Source organism: Methylomonas methanica (genome assembly GCF_001644035.1).
Classification (GTDB): Bacteria; Pseudomonadota; Gammaproteobacteria; order Methylococcales; family Methylomonadaceae; genus Methylomonas; species Methylomonas methanica_A.
The window spans coordinates 98,550-117,060 of sequence record NZ_LUUG01000093.1 but is presented as its reverse complement, the minus strand read 5'-3'; the positions used below and the strand labels follow the sequence as shown (position 1 = coordinate 117,060).

At 52.0% G+C, this 18,511-nt stretch carries 13 protein-coding genes and 1 pseudogene; 9 read left to right on the top strand and 5 right to left on the bottom strand.

All coding sequences use genetic code 11. The features are described 5' to 3' along the window. Positions 1–40 precede the first annotated feature (40 nt). From A1332_RS17300 to A1332_RS17290, 3 genes are read left to right on the top strand one after another with little or no spacing between them, the layout of a single operon-like run. Entirely contained in the window at positions 41–955 is a 915-nt protein-coding gene (locus A1332_RS17300) for an AEC family transporter (protein ID WP_064009716.1), read from the top strand. Next, positions 952–2,172: a competence/damage-inducible protein A gene (locus A1332_RS17295; protein WP_064009682.1), complete on the top strand. Its 1,221-nt coding sequence runs from the start codon at positions 952–954 to the stop codon at positions 2,170–2,172. Before A1332_RS17300 ends, A1332_RS17295 begins: the two co-directional genes overlap by 4 nt. Further along, complete coding sequence (locus A1332_RS17290; RefSeq protein WP_064009681.1) at positions 2,163–4,049, top strand: ATP-binding cassette domain-containing protein; 1,887 nt, start codon at positions 2,163–2,165, stop codon at positions 4,047–4,049. The genes A1332_RS17295 and A1332_RS17290 overlap by 10 nt, the downstream gene beginning before the upstream one ends. 24 nt (positions 4,050–4,073) lie before the next feature. Here the strand turns inward: A1332_RS17290 and A1332_RS17285 are convergent, their stop codons facing one another. After that, on the bottom strand, positions 4,074–4,481 hold the full coding sequence (locus A1332_RS17285; protein ID WP_064009680.1) for a hypothetical protein: 408 nt from the start codon (positions 4,479–4,481) through the stop codon (positions 4,074–4,076). Between the two features lie 102 nt (positions 4,482–4,583). Between A1332_RS17285 and A1332_RS17280 the strand changes: the two genes are divergently transcribed. From A1332_RS17280 to ppk2, 3 genes are read left to right on the top strand one after another with little or no spacing between them, the layout of a single operon-like run. Beyond that, a complete protein-coding gene (locus A1332_RS17280) occupies positions 4,584–6,368 on the top strand; it encodes a bacteriohemerythrin (protein WP_064009679.1) in 1,785 nt (594 codons plus the stop codon). 19 nt (positions 6,369–6,387) lie between these two features. After that, positions 6,388–7,707 (top strand): HD domain-containing phosphohydrolase, encoded by a 1,320-nt coding sequence (locus A1332_RS17275; protein WP_064009678.1) that lies wholly within the window; start codon positions 6,388–6,390, stop codon positions 7,705–7,707. 43 nt (positions 7,708–7,750) lie between these two features. Next, positions 7,751–8,533, top strand: coding sequence for a polyphosphate kinase 2 (gene ppk2 / locus A1332_RS17270; protein ID WP_064009715.1), 783 nt, complete (start codon positions 7,751–7,753; stop codon positions 8,531–8,533). Positions 8,534–8,782: 249 nt separating this feature from the next. Here the strand turns inward: ppk2 and A1332_RS17265 are convergent, their stop codons facing one another. The 4 genes and pseudogenes from A1332_RS17265 to A1332_RS17250 form a co-directional block, all read right to left on the bottom strand. Next, the gene (locus A1332_RS17265; protein ID WP_064009677.1) at positions 8,783–9,469 is read right to left on the bottom strand and encodes a class I SAM-dependent methyltransferase; all 687 of its coding nucleotides are present in this window, start codon (positions 9,467–9,469) and stop codon (positions 8,783–8,785) included. Between the two features lie 232 nt (positions 9,470–9,701). Continuing rightward, positions 9,702–10,736 (bottom strand): annotated as a pseudogene (locus tag A1332_RS17260) (IS630 family transposase). A gap of 187 nt (positions 10,737–10,923) precedes the next feature. After that, positions 10,924–13,179 carry a hypothetical protein gene (locus tag A1332_RS17255; RefSeq protein ID WP_064009676.1) on the bottom strand — a complete coding sequence of 752 codons (2,256 nt, stop codon included), beginning with the start codon at positions 13,177–13,179 and terminating at the stop codon, positions 10,924–10,926. A gap of 57 nt (positions 13,180–13,236) precedes the next feature. After that, on the bottom strand, positions 13,237–14,376 hold the full coding sequence (locus A1332_RS17250; protein ID WP_064009675.1) for a hypothetical protein: 1,140 nt from the start codon (positions 14,374–14,376) through the stop codon (positions 13,237–13,239). Between the two features lie 152 nt (positions 14,377–14,528). Between A1332_RS17250 and A1332_RS17245 the strand changes: the two genes are divergently transcribed. The 3 genes from A1332_RS17245 to gspE are packed head-to-tail and all read left to right on the top strand — an operon-like array spanning position 14,529 to position 18,505. Beyond that, a complete protein-coding gene (locus tag A1332_RS17245) occupies positions 14,529–15,074 on the top strand; it encodes a type II secretion system protein N (RefSeq protein ID WP_197491494.1) in 546 nt (181 codons plus the stop codon). A gap of 25 nt (positions 15,075–15,099) precedes the next feature. Further along, positions 15,100–17,007, top strand: coding sequence for a type II secretion system secretin GspD (gspD, locus tag A1332_RS17240; protein ID WP_064009673.1), 1,908 nt, complete (start codon positions 15,100–15,102; stop codon positions 17,005–17,007). After that, a complete protein-coding gene (gene gspE, locus A1332_RS17235) occupies positions 16,994–18,505 on the top strand; it encodes a type II secretion system ATPase GspE (RefSeq protein WP_064009672.1) in 1,512 nt (503 codons plus the stop codon). The genes gspD and gspE overlap by 14 nt, the downstream gene beginning before the upstream one ends. Positions 18,506–18,511 lie beyond the last annotated feature (6 nt).

Sequence of the window (18,511 nt, the reverse complement as noted above, 5' to 3'; positions counted from 1 at the left end):
AGCCGCGTGTCACCGCCGCCAGCCTGATAAAATGCGCGGTATGAATACAACTTTGATGCAAATGACCGTGCTGATGCTCTGCGGTGCCGGTTGGCGGGTCTTGACGCCTAACCGTTTGTCGGCAGACCAGACCAGGCTGGTATTAACCAGCGTGGTTTATTATTTTTTTATGCCGGTTATGGTGCTGGATGTGCTGTGGCGGGCGGATATTGGTTGGCAATCGCTACAATATTCAGCATTGGGTTCTATCAGCATCCTGTTGTCGATTTTGGCGACTTGGATGCTTGCCAGGTTATTTAGATTCAAAAATCCGCAAACCGGGGCGGTGATTTTGGCGGCAGCCTTTCCAAACGTCACGTATCTGGGTTTGCCGGTATTGGAGCAGATTTTCGGTGACTGGACCCGGTCTTTGGTCATCCAGATCGACTTGTTTGCCGAAGCGCCGTTGGTCTACACCTTGGGCATCATGTTGGCCCGCCATTACGGAGCAACCGGGGAGCCCAAGCCAAAATCGGTCTTGGCATTTTTCAATGCGCCGCCATTCTGGGCCGCTTTTGTAGCGGTCGTGTTAAACCTCAATCAGGTGCCGATACCATTCTGGTTGGCCGGCTTACTGCAAAAATGTTCCGGAGCGGTGGCACCGTTGATGATTTTTTCTTTAGGTCTGGCACTTAGTTGGCGGGATATACGTGTGCGTAATTTACCGTTCATCGCTCCCACCGTATTGATTAAGTTATGGCTGATGCCGCTGATTGCGTTGTGGCTGGCAAATTTACTGAATTTGACCGGTCAGCCCAGAGCGGCAGCGGTGATGGATCTAGCGATGCCGAGCATGGTAATGGGCATCGTGCTGTGCGATCGCTATAAACTGGACAGCGGTTTATACGCGATGGCCGTGACGGTGACGACGGCTTTGAGTTTAGTAAGTTTACCGCTCTGGTATCGGGTGTTATGAGACAAATTGCCGAAATATTCTCGCAAGGCGAGGAAATCGTTTGCGGGCAGACCGTGGACAGCAATGCCGCCTGGCTATCCCAGCAATTGGTCGAACTGGGCTTTACGCTGAAACGCCATACGGCGGTGGGCGATAATCTGGAAGACTTGATTGCGCTGTTCACGGAAATCGCCGAACGCGCCGATTGCTGTATTTGCACCGGCGGCCTGGGGCCGACCAGCGACGATCTCACCGCCGAGGCGGTCAGTATCGCCAGCGGCCAACCTTTACAATTCGACGCCCAGGCCTTTGCCGACATTGAACAGTATTACGCCCGCCGGAATCGAGTGATGCCGGAGGCGAATCGCAAGCAGGCCATGCTGCCGCAGTCTGCGCTACGTATCGACAACGCTTACGGCACTGCGCCAGGCTTTGCCTTGCAATTCAATCGTTGCTGGTTTGTGTTTCTGCCGGGCGTGCCGTCGGAAATGAAGAGTATGTTTGCCTCGTTAGTCAGGCCGCAATTGCTGCAAAGTTTTGATCTACAGCCGGAGTGTCTGGTGAGTTTACGCAGCATAGGCATAGGCGAATCGGCTATTCAGCAGTGCTTGGCGGATTTTGATTTGCCGGACGGCGTGCAACTGGGGTTTCGTGCCGCACCCGATGAAGTGCAAACCAAACTGTTGTTCCCCGGCGGTTTCCCGGAATCACACAAACAGACGTGTGTGGCCGACGTTGCGGAACGCATTGGCACGTATGTGTTTGCTATCGACGGTTTAAACGAACAGCAAGGCGATCTGTTGGAGGTGGTAGCTACCGCGATGCGCGAAAAGCGCTACTCCCTGGCCTTGCTGGAAACCGCCAGTCAGGGCTTGCTAGCCAGCAAATGTTTGGGGCGCGGGTGGTTGACTCGCGTTGAAGTTAATCTCGATTGGGGGCGCAACACAGGCGCAGGCCAAGCGGGTGCCGGCGATTTACAGCCCATCGCCCAAGTCTGGGCCGAACAGCTCAAAGCCCGCGAGAAAACCGATTTCGCATTGGTGCAGCTGTATAGCGGCAGCGCCGCAGACTATCGGGATAAAGATAAAGCCATTGTCCTTTACAATGCCTTAGCGACACCCGGCGGCGTGGTCTCTACCCAGCTCAATGCGCACGGCCCCCTTAAACACAAACAAAACCAGGCCGCCTTACTGGCCCTGGACTTACTTAGACGTTACCTACAAAACAAATGCCATTAATCCGCTTAACCAATGTTTCTATCGCCTTCGGCACCCATGCGCTGCTCGATAATGCTGCTTTTCAACTCGATGCCGGCGAACGGGTTGGCCTGCTGGGCCGCAACGGCGAGGGCAAATCGACTTTGATGAAAATCATCGCCGGCGATATTCATGCCGATCACGGTGAAATCTGGAAACAGCCGGAGCTGCGTTTGGCTTGGCTGGAGCAGTCGCCCAATTTGGACGAAAACGAAACTATTTACGAAGCCGTCGCCGGTGGACTGGGCGAATTGGGTCGGGTAATCGCCCGTTATCACGAATTGTTACACCACATGGACGGCAGCGAGCAGTCGCTGCAAGCCTTGGGTGATGTGCAGCACAAGCTGGAAGCCGACAATGGTTGGGAGTTTCAAACCCGCGTCGAAGCGGTGTTAAGCAAATTGCAATTGCCGGCGGATGTGCTGGTCGGCAGTCTGTCCGGCGGTTGGAAGCGCCGGGTGGCCTTGGCGCGGGCCTTGGTGATAGACCCGGAAGTGCTGTTGCTGGACGAGCCGACCAACCATCTGGATTTCGAAAGCATCGCCTGGCTGGAAGAACAAATCCTGGCCTTTCAGGGCGCGGTAATGTTTGTCACCCACGACCGGGCGTTTTTGCAAAAACTGGCGACGCGCATCATCGATTTGGATCGCGGCCAATTGACGTCCTGGGCCGGTAACTATCAAGATTATCTGGCGCGCAAGGCCGCAGCGCTGGAGGACGAAGCCAATCAAAACGCCGAGTTTGATAAAAAACTGGCCAAGGAAGAAGTCTGGATCAGACAAGGCGTCAAGGCCCGGCGCACGCGTAACGAAGGTCGGGTCAGGGCATTGAAACGCTTGCGCGCCGAGCGCTCCGAACGCCGCAATACCCAAGGCACCGCCAAACTGAGCCTGAACAAAGGCGAGGCCTCCGGCAAGAAAGTCGTCGAGGCCATCGACGTGAATTTTAATTATGGCGATAGAGCCATCATCAAGGATTTTTCGCTACGCATCGAACGCGGCGACAAGATTGGTTTGATCGGCAACAACGGCGCTGGCAAGTCCACCTTATTGAAACTGCTGCTCGGCCAATTGCAGCCCACCACCGGCACCATAGAGCTGGGCACCAATCTGCAAATCGCGTATTTCGATCAATTGCGCGAACAACTCGACCCGGAAATCTCGGTGGCCGACAGCGTGCTGGACGGCGGCGAGTTTGTCGACACCCCGGATGGCAAGCGGCATGTGATGTCCTATCTGGCCGACTTTCTATTCGCTCCGGCCCGCGCCCGGTCGCCGGTGAAAAGCTTGTCCGGCGGCGAGAAAAATCGGCTACTGTTGGCGCGCTTGTTTACCAAGACCGCCAACCTGATCGTGATGGACGAACCCACCAACGATCTGGATTTGGAAACCCTGGAGATCCTGGAAGAAAAATTGGTCGAGTACCAAGGCACCTTATTATTGGTGAGCCATGACCGGGAGTTTCTGGATAACGTCGTTACCAGCGTACTGGTGTTCGAAGGCGAGGGCCGGGTGGAGGAATACATCGGCGGTTATGCCGACTGGTTTGCATTGATGGAGCAGAACAAAAAAGCCGAAGCGGTAAAAATCGCCGAGCAAGCCGTAAAAAAAGAAAAACCCAAAACCGGTCCGGCCAAGAAACTCAGCTTTAAGGAACAGCGGGAACTCGAGCAACTGCCGGCGCTGATTGAGCAACTGGAAACCCTGCAAGTCCAGCTGACGGCGGAAATGAACGAAGCCAATTTTTATAAACAAAGCCCTGATGCCGTAGCCGCCAAGCTGACGCAATTGCAGACTGCCGAGGCCGATCTGAGCCAGGCTTATCAGCGCTGGGATGAGTTGGAAGCCATGCAAGGCTAAGAGTTTCCGGCCGGTAATGCATCGCTAGGGGAGCAGTTCGATATTCAGCATTGCCACCAGCGTATTGGGTTGACCTTGTAAAAACTTGATGATCTCCATGCGGGCAGCGTCTGTGGCGATGTTTCGGGCTTGCATGGCACGCAACATATTGTCGAAAGCCTGGCGCCGTTTTAGACCGGCTGCGCTTTGATCGCGCCGACAGCCGAACTCGTCCATCAGCGTGGAGCCACAGCGGCAGTTTCTGAATACTTCCACTAGAATTAAGCCATCGTCCTCGATGGCCGACCGTAACGATGAACGACCATGGGGCATGTCTTGGGTTTCGATAAAAAACTGCTCGGCCGAGATATATACGTAACCGCAACTGCGGCAGGTTTTCGGAAACGTTGAGTCCAGCAAAGCGCGTAAACCGTCGAAATCTTGAATATCCATACCAATAAACCTGAGTCTTGAAAAAACCGGCAGAGTAAATGCATTGTGCCATAATGCCAGAGGTCGGTAATCAGACTTGACCCTGCTAAGAATGGATCGCGGATGAGTATTTTAACGTGGAACGACCAACTGCTGGTCGGTATAGACAGTGTGGATAATCAGCATCGGCATCTGGTCGCGCTGATTAATCGCCTGGATGAATTAAACGCCTTGGGTGCCGACCTGCAAACCGTGCTGGAGACCGTCAAGCAGTTAGTCGATTACACCGTAGATCATTTCCAACACGAAGAGCAACTGATGATGGAGGCAGGCTTCAATCTGCGGATGCAGGCCCAGCATTGCCAGCAGCATCAAGAATTTATCGATAAAATGCAACAAGTGCATGTCGAGGCGCAATCCGATGTTTCGGTCATTTCCAAGGATCTGTTGGATTTTTTGGTGGACTGGCTTTGCCACCATATTTTAAAAACCGACAAGTTGATGGCGATCAGTCTTATTCAAGGCATCGACGCCGAGCAAGTTAGTATCGATAAGGATGAACATGTCGATATTTTACACAGCAATCTATATTCAGCTTTGCGGGAAAGTGAAGAGCGTTTCAAGGAGCTTGCCGATCATCTGCCGGCTCTGATCTGGATAACCAATGCTAAAAACCTGCCGATTTTTTGTAATCGCTTCTGGTTTAAAACGTTCAATATCCAGCGCGGCTTTGTTGACCGGCGCCAGTGGTTAAATACCATACACGCCGAGGACAGAGACAAAGTGGTGCAGGCTTATCAGCAAGCTGCGGCCGAGTTAACCAAGTTCAAAATCCAATACCGCTTATACGCACCGGACGGAGCGGTGGTGTGGATTTTGGAAACTGCGGTGCCCAGGGTGCGCAAAAGTGGCGAATTCGCCGGCTTGATGGGCTGCGGCATGGATATCAGCACGCAAAAGCAGGCGGAAAGCGCTTTGCTGAAAATCAATCAGCAACTGGAAGAGCGGGTCAGGGAGCGCACCCAGGCGTTGACAGAGGCTAATCAGACCCTGGAGCTCGAGAAAAACCAGCAAACCCTGCTTAATCAGCAACTCCAGGAAACCCAGGCTCATTTGGTGCAGTCCGAAAAGATGGCCTCGATAGGCCAATTGGCGGCTGGCGTGGCGCACGAGATCAATAATCCGCTGGGTTATATTTATTCCAACCTGAATAGCCTTAAACAATATATACAAGAACTCACCAGAGCCGCGGAGCTGGCTGAGCTTCTGGCCGGGCAATTGGCGGATAACCACCCGGATGTGCAAGCGTTTAAACAGTTTAAAACAGCGGTCGATTTGGATTTTCTGAAAGGTGATGCCGCCGATTTGGTGGAAGAGTCTCTGGAAGGCGCCAACCGCGCCAAGAAAATCGTCCAGGATCTACGCGATTTTTCCCGGATCGATAAGCAGGGCAGGGAAATATTCGATCTGGAAGCCGGCATCGATGCTACCTTGAACATCATCAACAACGAGCTCAAATACAAAGCCGAAGTCGTCAAGGAATATGGCGGCATTAAACCCTTCGAATGTGTTGGCGCGCAACTGAATCAGGTATTCATGAACCTGTTGGTCAACGCCTCGCAAGCCATTGAGGACTTCGGCAAAATTACGGTGCGTACCGGTTATCAGGATGCCGATTGGCTGTGGGTCGAAGTGGAGGATAACGGCCAGGGTATGAACGAAGCTACCCAAGCGCGGATATTCGATCCGTTTTTTACCACTAAACCGGTTGGTAAAGGTACCGGCCTGGGTTTGTCGTTGTCGTATAAAATCATCCAGGATCATCATGGTCGCATCGAGATAGATTCGGAAATCGGGCGAGGAACTCGGTTCCGGATTTATTTGCCGACCTGTACCCCTGCCAGTTAACGAATATCGCAGCCGCGCCATGACCGAGCTTTCCCAAGACCCGCAAACCGTTGCCAATTTATTATTCGTCGATGACGAGCCTAATGTGTTGAAGGCCTTGCGCCGCTTGTTTCGCGGTGCGGAATATCAAGTCTATATGGCGGAGGGCGGCGCCGACGGCCTGGAAATTTTGGCGCAACATCCTATCGATCTGATTATCTCCGACATGCGCATGCCGCAGATGGATGGTGCCGAGTTTCTGACCAGAGCGGCCGAACGCTGGCCAAATATCGTGCGGATTTTATTGACCGGCTATGCCGACATTGAATCGACCATCGCCGCCGTCAACAAAGGCAAAATCTACAGTTATTGCAGCAAGCCTTGGGAAGACAACGAGCTAAAAATTCTGGTGAACAACGCGCTGGAACAAAAGCGCTTGCGCGACGAGCGCCGGCAACTGTTTGAAATTATCAACCGGCAAAATCAGGAGTTGAAAGAGCTGAACGCTGGTTTGGAAGACAAGGTCGAAAAACGCACCGAACAGCTGCGAAAGTCCTTGCAACTGATCGATCAAGCCCATGATGCCTTGAAAAAACAGTATGCCGATTCGGTTAAGGTGTTCGCGAAAACCATCGAAATGCGGCCGGGTATCAAAAGCGGTCATGCCAAATATGTGGCGGAAAATGCCAGGGAAGTCGGGCGGCGGCTGGGGATGGATGCCGCCGCGCTGAAGGATTTAGTATACGCAGGGTTGTTGCTGCAAATCGGCAAAATGAGCTTGCCGGATAGTTTGCTGACCCAGTGCTTATTGAGCATGAACAGCCAGCAACGTAAACGTTATTTAAACCATGCCTTGGAAGGGCAATCGCTATTAAAAGGCCTGGAACCCCTGCATAACGCCGCCGAACTAATCGCCGCGCAATACGAGCATTTCGACGGTTCCGGTCAACCTTTGGGTTGGGCTGGTTCGGAAATACCCTTGGGTGCGAGGATACTGACCTTGGTGCGCGACTATATCAATTATCTGGACGGCTCGATCACCGGCACCGCGATGACGACCGAGCAAGTGAAAGTGCGCCTGCTGAGTAAAAAAGCCAAAGACTACGATCCGCTGGTGGTCGATACCTTCCTGGCTTTGCTCGCCGAATCAGAAACCGTCGATGAACGGCCGATTATCGAAATTTCCTGGACCCAACTGCAAGCGGGCATGGAAGCCGCCGAGATTATTTGTAACGAGGTCCTGTATTTGAAGAACCAGATTCTCAACGAAAAAAATGTCGAGGATATTCTGGAACTCAGGAAGCACAAGAAAAACCTGATTTTGCGGGTAAGAATGGGCAGTGATCATCAAAGCGGTTGATTTGGCCGGAACAGCGGAAACCATTTTAGACAGGCAGGTAAATATGAGCAAAAAGCACCCACCAAAAGCCGATAAACAAGTCTACAAGGACACTTTGCAGCAATTGCAGGTGGAATTGGTCAAGTTGCAGAACCACATTATCAAACATGGCGACAAAATCCTGATTATTCTGGAAGGCCGCGATGCCGGGGGCAAGGACGGCACCATCAAACGCATCATTCAACATCTTAGCCCTAGAGAAATTCGGGTGGTGGCACTAGGCAAGCCGTCCGACCGCGACCTGAGTACCTGGTATTTTCAACGCTACACCCACCATTTGCCGGCCGCCCAGGAAATGGTGTTATTCAATCGCAGTTGGTATAACCGGGCCGGCGTCGAGCGGGTGATGGGCTTTTGCACCGATGACGAATATCACGAGTTCATCGAAACCGTCGCCCATTACGAACAACTGCTGGTGCGCTCCGGCATCAAGTTGCTGAAATACTATCTGGACATCAGTAAAGCCGAGCAAAAAGAACGCTTAAAGCAGCGGCAAAAAGATCCGCTCAAGCAATGGAAAATCAGCCCCATCGACAAGGAAGCCCAGAAACACTGGCAGCAATACAGCGAAGCCCGCAACATCATGTTTGCCAGAACCCACCATCTATCTGCGCCCTGGACCATCGTCAGATCGGACGATAAACAATCCGCCCGGATCAACATCATCAAGGATTTATTGTTTCGTCTGGATTACAAGGGCAAGGACGAAGCACTGGTCTTGCCGGATGCGAATATCGTATTTAATTACGAAGAAAGCTATTTGCACAATGGCATGATTGCGCCGTGAGGAACTCGAGGGTTAGGGTGATGAATGCCGATTTGCACCAAACCCAACAGGTATTTTGTTTCAATTGAATAAGCCATATCCAATTTAGGGTGGCCAAAGTTTCTCTGCCCACTAATTGGAGCCATTGCTTTAAATCGGGCGGATATTGGTGGATATTTATGAGTTTGATTGGCTTAAAAATGCCGCGCAATACCGCTAAGTCTGTCGGTGCGCTAGGGATAGGCTTTACGGTCTTTCCTTGTAAATATGTTATATTTTTTTAAACTTTTTTATACGAAATGCAAATTGGAAAAATTGAACGTCTTTCCATGTTCCTAAAGTTATAAGCAATATTGATAATAGCAAAAGTCTTTTCACAATGTCTTTCGCATGTTTTTTTGAATAAACTGGCAAAGGCTTCTTAAATTCACTATTGATGCCGCGCAGATCTTCGATTAAATATTCATTTTGAAGAAAGGTTCTTTGTAAGCTTTTTTCTGTAAAAAAGCGCAAATGAGTATAATCTAAAATTCCTGAAGTGTCATAAAACCAATCTTTTTTTATAAGAAAATCATATAGATTGCCAATATATCTTACATTGGGTATCGATCCGACAATGCACCCGTCAGTTGTCATTTTATTTTTTATTGAAACTAGAAACTGATTATGATCAGGCATATGTTCAATAACATCGTTGCATATTACTAAATCAAAATAATTGTCAGGTAAGTCGTTATAAACGTCATGATAAAAGCCGTTAAGAACTTTAAAAAAACTTCTTGCAGCAACATTTCCTGCTATAGTTGGTTCTATACCCCAAACCTCAGATGAATCAGTTAAATTTTTCCTGAAGCATCCTTCACCACAACCTATTTCTAATACCTTTTTATAATGGCTAGGGAGAAACTTGACTATTTCAGGCCGTGAAATTCGAAAGTATTCTGAGTTTTGTTCCATTTTTATAGCCGTTGTAATTAATTATAAAAAAGACATATCAATATTCAATGCATTAAAAATTCTTTTGTTTCACCGTCAATAAAAATATCATTTTTGATAAGCATCCAGCATCTGGTTTTTATTTTTGATCAAATTTCATCGCGGCTTTCTCAAAAGTGCTAACGATTGCGTTTATAGCTCCTGCTCGAGGAAAGTATATACCTCCTTGATACTACTCATAAAGAAAGTATTGTCACTCGCCAGCATATTGACATTCTGGATGCCTGAAGAAAGATTTCACGACATCCGGGAGTTTCTGTAAGCGATGCATGGCGGATTGGACGAGTTTCTTTAATTCGATTTTATTTTCCGGCATTTGCTTGGCGACGCGCGGTTTGATATAGCCTCACACTTGTTTGTCCGGATTGAGTTGTGTCGCGTACGGTGGCAGAAACACCAAGTGCAACCGACCTTGCTGTTGCTCCACAAAGGTTTTAACGATCTTAGCCTTATGAATCGGATGGCCGTCGACGACCAAAATGATCGGCTGTTCGGCACCGCGTAGCAGACGTTTCAGGAATTCGACAAACACCTCGGCGGTGACGTTGCCTTCCTGCATCATGAAGCGAAAGTCGCCCCGTGCGCTGACGGCTGAGATCAGATTCAAACCATATCTTCGTCCGGTCGTCTTTACAGTCGGCGTCCGCCCGACCGGCGCCCAGGTGGTGCCGGCATGAAAGTCAGAACGTACGCCGGCTTCATCGGCAAAATAGATGACCGCACCGGTGCGTTTGGCGTCTGCCTTCAGCGCCGGAAATTCCTCCGACTGCCATTTTTCCACCAAGACCGGGTCCTGCTGCCACGGCCGATACAAGGGCTTTTGCGGCGTAAAACCCAGCAACCGCATGATCCGTCCCACACTCGGCGCGGTCAGGCGTTTGCCAAACTGGCGGTGAATGATTTCGCCTATCAACGACAAGGTCCACAAGCCGAACTCCAGCTTCATTTGCCACGGCGTTTTGTCCCGCACGGTCTCGGCGATCCAGCGCATTTCGTCGGGCGTCACCAGCGGCGGGCGTCCGGTAATCTTTTTGGCCAGCAACGCATTTTGACCGCCGGTTGCAAAGTCGGACAACCAACGAAACACCGTGCGAATGTTGACACCCATCGCCGCCGCCACGCTGGCCGCCGTCTGCCCATTTTTCACCGCTTTGACCGCCTGCTGCCGCATTACTTGTAGCGTCTGGTGATCAATTTCTCGGCCGTCGGAATCTCTTTTACATTTCAGGAAACTATTTTCTCATGAATATGGCTTAACTTATTTTAAGAGCAGTAAGTCCTGAAATTTAGAAAGTGCCAGTCAACTACAAGATATTTTTTTACTGGTAGCAACCACTTTAAAAATCTAGTCCATACGATGTGACCGGAGCAACAGCCTGTAATAGCCGTTGCTCCGGTGGTTTGCAACGAAAGGTTTACTTGGTCGGTTCCGCAGGTTTAGCCGGAACCGCTGCCGGAGCAGCTGCTTCAGCTTTAGCCACCGCCGCTTTTTCCTCAACTTGCGCAGCTTTTTCCGGTTCTTGTTTAGGCCCGATATAGCCTTTTTGCCAGGCGTAGGCCGCTCCGGCTAGCAGGATCAGCAAAAACACATAGCTTTGCCAATGGCTTTTCTTTTCTCCGAACGGATCGACCATTTGCATTTCCGCGTCTTTCGGTAATTTGGCGACGCCGGTCAACAAGCCGCCGAAGGGGATGTTGATAAAGGCCTTGGCATTCACCGCCCAACCACAAGCATCCAGTACCGGCGCCAGATTGCGTTGGCGCAGTTTCAAATACGCGATAAACATGGAGGGGCCGGAAATTGCCAGCATCACGCCGATGATGGCCAGCGGCATTTGCCACCATTGTAAGCCCATGAAGCTGCCCAGTACGGCGGCCAGTGCAGTGCCGATCGCGCCGATTGCCAAACCGATGGCGGCGAAAATACCGGCAAATTTGCCAACATCGAACGGTGCCGGCGGTTCCTTGCCTTGTCCGGCGTGAGCGCCTGCTTCGGAAATCCCTTTAAAGGTATTTTCGTTAGCCGCTTTGTCGCGGGCCGCCGCGCTTTTTTCCAGTTGTTCGTTAATCATCCGGGCGACGCGTTTGTACGGCGACCAGAATGCTTCCCTGACGCTGATTGGATTTTCGATAATTTTGACGATGGTCGCGTCCCAATCCACGCCGTTGCGGTCGTAAAACACGCCGTTGCGGCCGACGCGCAAATTGTCGCTGTCGCCACCGGTAAACGCTGCGGCAATGGTCAGCGTTTCGTTAGTGCCTTGCCGACGGCATACGCAATAGGCCAGAAAGATTTTGCTCAGTTCGGCCAGTTTGCTGTGGCTGTCCACATCATCCACTTTTACGCACAATTGACAGCTTCTGCCGTCCAGATACAAGGTGCCGGCCTGGAAAATAGCGTGCGGCTCGGCACTGTAAAAATCGCGAAACGACACGAAGTTATTTAATAAGGTGTAAAGATCGCGGTAGTAATGCAGCAAGCGCACGACCGAGTCGATGGCGGTGGCTTGCGGTTCCAACGCTAAATCCTGTTCGATTAAGCCGGTCAATTTGGCTTGTGCATCGCTTTGCAACAGGGTTTTGATGCGGTCCAGGCCTAAGCCTTCCACGGCGTTGGCCGGTTTTTTCTGTAACCAGGCTTGATAATCGGCGAATTGACCGATCACGCTTTGCCATTCCGCATAAGACAAGCTGTCCGCTGCGCCCAGTAATGGAGCCAGCACCAGGGTTTTTAACTGATCTAGTGTGGACCGCCACGCCGGATTCAAGCCGGCATTCAATGGCAAGTTAGCGCCGGCGACGATAGCGGCCAGCGGCAATTTAGCCAGTTCTTCGTTGCTTGCCGAAAGATCGACGCCGGCCAGTTCTTCGTAGCGGCTGTCGGCCGGGTTCAACAACTCGGTCGCGCCGGTGTCGAACTCAGCCAGTTGGCAGCGGGTAAAAAAGTCGTCGATTTTCGGTTTTAATTGGGCCAGTAACGCTGCCGCCGCTTCGGTGTCGGCGATTTGATTACGAATCCGCACGGCTTCGGCGTCGCTCTGTTGCCACCAATCGAAATAAGCGCCGGCATCCTTAAAAAATTGCTCGATTTTTTCCAGGTTGATGCCCGGCTCGCCGCAACGATCCTCAATCTCCCCTAAGCAGGCGATGATGTCGGTGATGGCTTGCTGGCCGTCCTCGTCGCTGGCGGCTTTAACCGGAATAATGCCGTCGCCGTTGAATTGGGTGTTGGCGAAAATCTTGGTCATATCGGCCAGATCGTCGGTGGTGATTGCCGTTGCATCCGCCTTGCCCAGGTTTTTTAAGATCTCGACGGCGGAGGCCAGCAGTTGTTGACCTTCCTCATCTTGATCGTTAATCGCCGCCAGCGGCAGGGTGGTGTTTTGTTGAATCAAATCGGCCGGGTTTTTCAGCACTTTACTCACCCAACGTACTGCTTCGATCACTTCGTTGGCTCTGATGCGGCCATCGTTATCGGTATCCAGCAGTGCCAGGGTTTGGTTGTCGAAGAACAATCCGTGCGTCGGGCAACTCAGTGCCGCCCATAATTTCTGATCCAGTTCCGGCAGTCCGATTAAATCGCTACCGCGTTTCAATTCAACCTGATCGAAACCGCCGAGTCTGGCAAACCGCCATTTTTCGGCAACGTTACGGCTGGATATGGGCGTCATTTTGTGTCTCCTGAGTTGAGTGGTTTTTGTTATGCTTATCACGAAATTTCGCTAGTTTTACAGGCTTGGGTCGCTTGACGCAACTTGCTTTATTGGGTTGCAGGCCGGGCAGGAGACTTGCAATAACTCGCCGCTATGTCTATGCCTTAAAGGGCGGGCACGACCGTCCAATTGGTTCATGTCTTGGTACAAACGGTTTTCGTGATTGATCACCTCGCGTTCGTGCTCGAATGGGTAAAGATTTTGGGCCATGCCGCCGCCATCGATAAAATGTTGGCTGTCCAGCAACATCAATTTGGCATGCAGCAATTCATGCAGTAAGGCGTCGGCGGGCGAGATGCTGCATGCCGGCGTGCTGTCGCAACCGGGATCGTTCAGCAATTGCGCACCCAAGCGGGTGTCGAAATAAATCGTCACGCTATCCACCCCAAATTGATTGCCAAAGGCCTGAGTTTGCCAGGTATTTTGCTTGTATTTCAGTATGAGTTTTTGACCGCGCAGTTCGCTGAGCAAATTCACGGCTTGCGGGTAGTGCGAAAAATAGTCGGCCATTAGCGCTAAGTCGGCGCCGATATTGGCCGGATCGGCGGACTCGGCCTGATAGATGTCGCTGAGAAAATTAAAGATTTCCGTTTTTGCAAGGGGGTCGCGGCTTAGCGTGGCTTGCTTTTGGCTGTATGCAGCCATCACTTCCGCGGCGCTGGGCGGTTTGCGCAGACGCAAACGAATCGTCGATGCGCCGTCCTTATCGACCGACAGCTTGACCTGCATAGTGTTGGCCGGCTCGGCCAGTTGGCTGGCAACCGACTGCACGGCATTGACCGGCTGCAAATCATTGGCGGTTACCATGCGCGAAGAGCCCATCATGCCTATGCAAAAACTCAACACCAGGCTGACTTCACGGCGGCGGTTATGCAGGATAGAGCTATCGTCGCGCTGCCGGCTGTCTTCTTTTAGATAAACACCGTAACGCCGGGCGATGGCTGCCAATTCGGCAAAAGCAGCTTCGGCATCGCGGCTCAGGCCGGCTTGACAAACCAGGGCCGGTTTGCCGCCTATTAAGCAGGGGTGCAGGAAGTTGCATTCTAGAGGCTGTTGCAGATACCAGCGATTTAAATCGCCGGCTAATCTATCGATTCCCTCGATGCGGCTCGCTGCGCCGCCAAAGGCCTGTTCCAGGGTTGATAATCCATTCATGGGCGTATTTGATGTGAGTGGGTTCATGTCTTCCGGTCAACTCTAACAGCGCTTGGGGGCTGCCGGCAAGTCAGCCGCTAGGCCGGATTGGGAGCTCTCGGCCAGGCCGGGTTTGTCATAAAACAGTCATGTTTTTCCAGCATAATCGAATCATGATGAAATTTGCCGGTTTTTCAAGATTGGCTTTCGATTTGAAAGCAGCAGAGCGAGGAGTGGCCGGTGGCGCCTATCTGCAATGGCTTGCCACAGCCCTGGCTGCGGTTTATTTGCTTGGGGTGTTGTATGTAAATCTGTCCACCGCGTTGGTGGACGTAGGTCAGAATCCGGCAGAAACTGCGGCACCTGCCTCAACTGAAACAGCTGCGCAAAATCCGCCCATGGATTTGTCGGAAATCGGCACCTGGCATTTGTTCGGGCAAAGCCCGGAGAGCGTGTCGGATAAGGGCGCCGTTGCGGAGACTCAATTACAGCTCAAACTGCTGGGTATCATGTTTTTATCCAAGAACCCGGAAAATGCCAGCGGCATCATTCAAGCCGACGACGGGCAGCAAAAGAAATATAGGCTGGGCGACGAGCTGCCCGGCGGCGCGGTGTTGCAGTCTGTCGAAGCAGACCGGGTCTTGCTCAAGCATGGCGAACGCCAGGAATCCTTGTTATTAAAAAAAGATAGCGTCCGCGCGCCAAGCGCCACCGAATAATCCCCCTCCCTTGTAAACACTGCAAATGAAAACACGCTTGTTGCTCGGCTTTCTGCTGGCCATTTTCTGCCCGATGCTGCTGGCGGAAAAAGACGAATTTTCGCTGAATCTGAAAGATGTCGATATTCGCGCGCTGATCGAAACGGTTGCCGATGTCACCGGTAAAAACTTTATTATCGATCCGCGCATCACCGGTAATATCTCGGTGGTGACTTCCACGCCGATGAAATCCGCCCAGGTTTACGATGTATTCCTGTCCATTTTAAAGGTGCACGGTTACTCGGCGATTCCGAACGGCAACGTGGTGAAGATTATTCCCAACGTCACCGCCAAGCAGGACGGCGAGGAAAGCGAATTGCGCGGCAATCCGCAGAACGGCGACGAGCAACTGACCCGAGTCTTACAGGTGCATCACGTCGATGCGACGCAACTGGTACAGACCTTGTTGCCTTTGATGCCGCAATATGCGTTTATCGGTGCGGTGCCGGAAAGTAACACCGTGATCCTGTCCGATACCGCCGCCAACGTTAAACGCCTGGCGGCGATGATCAAGCAAATCGATAAAAGCAATTTGCAAAATATAGAAATCATCAACTTGCGGCATGCCAATGCCGCCGATTTGATTCAACCATTAAACACATTAATCACCGGTAGCAATGCCGGCAAAACCGCGCAGGTCGCACCGCCGATGGTGGCCGACGAACGCTCAAATTCCATTATCCTCGGCGGCGACCCGGAAATGCGCTTGCAGATGCGGGCCTTGATCGCCAATCTGGATACGCCGATGGAAAAATCCGGCAATACCGAAGTGATTTACATGCGTTATGCGGTAGCCAAGGAATTGGTGGAAACGCTGACCGGGGTGGGGTCTTTAAAGGACGAAAAAGCCGACCAGCCTAAAACCAAAACCACGACCAGTAAGGATTTCGATGTTCGGGCGGACGAAGCGGCTAACGCGCTGATTATCACCGCGCCGCACGATTTGATGCTGACTTTGAAATCGGTGGTCAGACAATTGGACGTGCGTCGCGCCCAAGTGCATATTGAAGCGATTATTGCCGAAGTCAGTTACGACAAATCGCAGAATATCGGTGTCGAATGGCAAACCAAGGAAGACGGTAGCGTGTTTGCCGCGAACAGAAAAGGGGAGGGCAACTCTTTGAATCTATCGCAATTTATTACCTCGGCGGGCAAGGGCTTAAGCATCGGCTATCTGGCCGGCAGCGAATTAAAAGCCTTGTTGACCGCCTTTGCCAACGATACCGACGTCAACGTGTTATCCACGCCGTCGCTGGTGACGATGGATAACGAAGAAGCCAGCATGATAGTTGGTCGTAACATTCCGTTAACCACCGGCCAGTACACGCCGTCCGTCGGCGGCAGCCTGAGCACACCGTTTCAAACCATCCAGCGTGAAGACATCGGTATCAAACTCAAGGTCTTACCGCAGATCAGCGAAGGCAACGCGGTCAAATTAAAAGTCGCGCAAGAGGTCTCCAGCGTCGTGCAAGGCACCACCGGCGCGGACTTACAAACCAATAAACGCAAGATCGAAACCAGCGTATTGGTCGATGACGGCAAGGTATTGGTATTGGGTGGCTTGATTGAAGACGACATCACCGAAACGGTGGATAAGGTGCCATTGTTGGGGGATATTCCTTTTCTGGGCTACTTGTTCCAAACCAATTCGACGACCATCACCAAAAAAAATCTGATGGTGTTTTTGCGCCCGCAAATCATCAGGGATGCGGGTAAATCCAGCGGCTTAACCCACGACAAATACAACTATATCCGCGACAAGCAGCAAGAGTTTAACGAGGACGGCGTGCTGTTGATGCCGGAGCAGAAACAGCCTCTGCTGGACAACTTACCGGACGACAATTCGGCTGTGCAAGATGACAGCGGCGAGGCTGGCGGCAATGACAAGCGCTGAACCGACAGCGCCAGCGCCGACCGAAATCAGGCTACCGTCTTACGGTTTTGCCAAACGTCACGGCGTGATCGTTGCTGAATGTTCCGCGCAGCAGGCGCGCATCGTTTATCAGCCCAAAGCCTCGGTAACGGCTTTACTGGAAACCCGGCGCTTCGTGGATAGGCCGGCCAGTTTCGAAGCGGTGGGTGCGGAAGAGTTTGAACGTCTGTTGCAAGCGGTTTACGAGCACAAAACCGGCCATGCCCAGCAGATGGTCGACGATATGCAGGACAATCTGGATTTGTCCGAGATGGCCCAGCATTTGCCCAAGCCTGAAGACTTACTGGAAAGCGAAGACGAAGCGCCGATCATCCGTTTGATCAACGCGCTACTCACCGAAGCCATCAAGGAAAACGCCTCGGACATTCATATCGAGTCTTACGAAAAGCGCATGGTGGTGCGGTTTCGGGTGGACGGCACCTTGCGGGAAATTATCGAGCCGCAACGTGAATTTGCGCCGATGGTGATTTCTCGCCTTAAAGTAATGGCCAAGCTGGACATCGCCGAAAAACGGCTGCCGCAGGACGGCCGTATATCGTTGAACATCGGCGGCCGCACCGTTGATGTGCGGGTATCGACTTTGCCCTCCGGCCACGGCGAGCGGGTAGTATTGCGTTTGCTGGACAAGCAGGCCAACCAATTGAGCTTGAAACAGGTCGGTATGTCGGATTACGAGTTGAACAGTATTCAGCAGATGATCGCTCGGCCGCACGGCATCGTTCTGGTGACCGGGCCTACCGGTTCCGGGAAAACCACCAGCTTGTACGCGGTGGTCAATCAATTGAATCAGCGCAGCCGCAATATTCTCACCGTCGAAGATCCTATCGAATATTACCTGGACGGCGTTGGCCAAACCCAGGTTAATGCCAAGGTGGATATGACCTTTGCCAAGGGCTTGCGGGCGATTTTACGGCAGGATCCGGACATCGTGATGGTCGGCGAGATTCGCGACCGCGAAACCGCCGAGATTGCAGTGCAAGCCAGCTTGACCGGCCACTTGGTGCTATCGACACTGCATACCAATACTGCCGTGGGCGCTATAACCCGGCTGCGCGACATGGGCATAGAGCCTTTCTTGTTGGCCTCCAGCTTGGTTGGCGTGATCGCCCAACGGCTGGTGCGTAAACTTTGCCCGCATTGCAAAAAACCGGAGCAGGTGCCGGTACAGGATTTAGCCAAGCTGGGTTATCGCAACCAAGCTGACGAGACTGTGACCGTTTATCAAGCCCAAGGCTGCCCGCAGTGCCATAACCACGGTTACAAGGGCAGGGCCGGTATCTTTGAAATGATCATGCTGGATGGCGCGATGCAACAGTTGATACACGATGGCGCCGGCGATTTGGAACTGGAACGGCATGCCAGACTGACCTCGCGCAGCATTCAACAAAGCGCACTGGAAAAAGTGCTGAACGGCGACACCAGCGTCGACGAAGCCATTCGCATTACCTTAAAGGATTGAGGAACG

Coding starts and splice junctions, on each gene's coding strand:
- A1332_RS17300 (WP_064009716.1), top strand. CDS start 41: ATGAATACAACTTTGATGCAAATGACCGTGCTGATGCTCTGCGGTGCC.
- gspD (WP_064009673.1), top strand. CDS start 15,100: ATGAAAACACGCTTGTTGCTCGGCTTTCTGCTGGCCATTTTCTGCCCG.
- A1332_RS17285 (WP_064009680.1), bottom strand. CDS start 4,481: ATGGATATTCAAGATTTCGACGGTTTACGCGCTTTGCTGGACTCAACG.
- A1332_RS17245 (WP_197491494.1), top strand. CDS start 14,529: ATGATGAAATTTGCCGGTTTTTCAAGATTGGCTTTCGATTTGAAAGCA.
- A1332_RS17255 (WP_064009676.1), bottom strand. CDS start 13,179: ATGACGCCCATATCCAGCCGTAACGTTGCCGAAAAATGGCGGTTTGCC.
- A1332_RS17280 (WP_064009679.1), top strand. CDS start 4,584: ATGAGTATTTTAACGTGGAACGACCAACTGCTGGTCGGTATAGACAGT.
- A1332_RS17295 (WP_064009682.1), top strand. CDS start 952: ATGAGACAAATTGCCGAAATATTCTCGCAAGGCGAGGAAATCGTTTGC.
- gspE (WP_064009672.1), top strand. CDS start 16,994: ATGACAAGCGCTGAACCGACAGCGCCAGCGCCGACCGAAATCAGGCTA.
- ppk2 (WP_064009715.1), top strand. CDS start 7,751: ATGAGCAAAAAGCACCCACCAAAAGCCGATAAACAAGTCTACAAGGAC.
- A1332_RS17265 (WP_064009677.1), bottom strand. CDS start 9,469: ATGGAACAAAACTCAGAATACTTTCGAATTTCACGGCCTGAAATAGTC.
- A1332_RS17290 (WP_064009681.1), top strand. CDS start 2,163: ATGCCATTAATCCGCTTAACCAATGTTTCTATCGCCTTCGGCACCCAT.
- A1332_RS17250 (WP_064009675.1), bottom strand. CDS start 14,376: ATGAATGGATTATCAACCCTGGAACAGGCCTTTGGCGGCGCAGCGAGC.
- A1332_RS17275 (WP_064009678.1), top strand. CDS start 6,388: ATGACCGAGCTTTCCCAAGACCCGCAAACCGTTGCCAATTTATTATTC.